This is a genomic window from Endozoicomonas sp. SESOKO4 (assembly GCF_024606275.1).
The window spans coordinates 1-1248 of record NZ_JAHHPS010000517.1 but is presented as its reverse complement, the minus strand read 5'-3'; the positions used below and the strand labels follow the sequence as shown (position 1 = coordinate 1248).

General features: G+C 52.3%; 1 protein-coding gene. It reads right to left on the bottom strand.

The window, feature by feature from the left end; translation table 11 throughout:
• Nucleotides 1-1248 (bottom strand): hypothetical protein (locus KDK16_RS10100; protein WP_257275937.1); only part of this gene is annotated, 1248 nt, incomplete at both ends.

Below are 1248 nucleotides of genomic sequence, written 5' to 3'. Positions count from 1 at the left end.
CAAGGGTTCCAGAAGTTGTTGGAGTGTTGGATTACTTTCGAGACCCCGCAATACTACTGGCTTGCCAGCGGCTAATGCCTGCTGCAACTCACTCTGACGCCGACCAAAATGCGCCTTTTGTTCCGAGGTGACATGGATATTATCAAATAGCTGACTGAGGCTGGTCTGTTCATTGACCTGAATCACCAAAGGTGCTTCGAGATCATTGATCCAATGACTGGCCTGGGCTTGTTGCTGATACGTGATGGTCTTAAAGGCGGTCTGATCGCTCATTGAGTGCTCATCGTGTTCTGTCAATCCCAGTGCTTTTGGCTGCCGTTTTGAATGAGCCATCTGAACTCGGGGCTCCAGGCCAGTGGTCTCGCGTATCGTCTGCAGTGAACCCAGCAAACGAAACCAGAGTGCCTCTGTAAGGGGAGAAGTGACGGTGACGACACCACCTGCCCGAACCTGTTCCAACAGAGAGTTGTTGGGAACTGCATAGCCCTCCGGGGCAATGGCAATCGGGTTCAGCCATTCGGCAATATTACTCTGGTTGATGATGATCGGGTTTCGTGGTGCGTTACCAGAGTGAGAAATGCTCCGGAAGAGTGAATGAAGCTCGTTCTTCCCTACCGGCATTTGATAAAACTGAACATCGTCGGGTAACTGACAGATCTTGCCATTACTCTCAAAACACTTTTGAACCAGCATCTGCCGAATCGTCTGTTCAAAGGCCAGATCCTGCCAGTTAGCTCCTTTCAGAATGACCCTCTGACCGGCTCTCAACGACTCAAGCCTGCCGGGAATATGCCGGATTCGCCCTTGTTTATCCACTCCGGGGCCACCCAGTAGCAACTGTCGCCAATTACTATGCCAGTGACAATCAATAAGAACAGTATCACTTTCATCCATAGCACTTTCCGTAGCACTTTCGGTGCTGGGGAATTCAGCCAATACAGGAGGGACTTTGTTGAAGTCCATCGCTTGGTCATTGCCAGTCTGTGGGTCGAACTGCCAGGTATTTCCCGGCCGATTAATTCTCCGCCAGAAATCAGCACCGGGAGCAACGGCTCCCGGAGCGACGGCTCCCGGGGAGTCTTCAGTTTGGCCAACCGATGCCAATTGTTTAGGGTCTGCCACGACCAGCAGAGAAACATGCTCGGCCAGGGGGCGTTTCTTCTGGCTGACTTTGTCGTACAGACAGGGGGTAGCCGGGTCCAGCAGATCGTTAAATTTGGGCAGATCCTCGCTGGTGAGCTTGCGGAT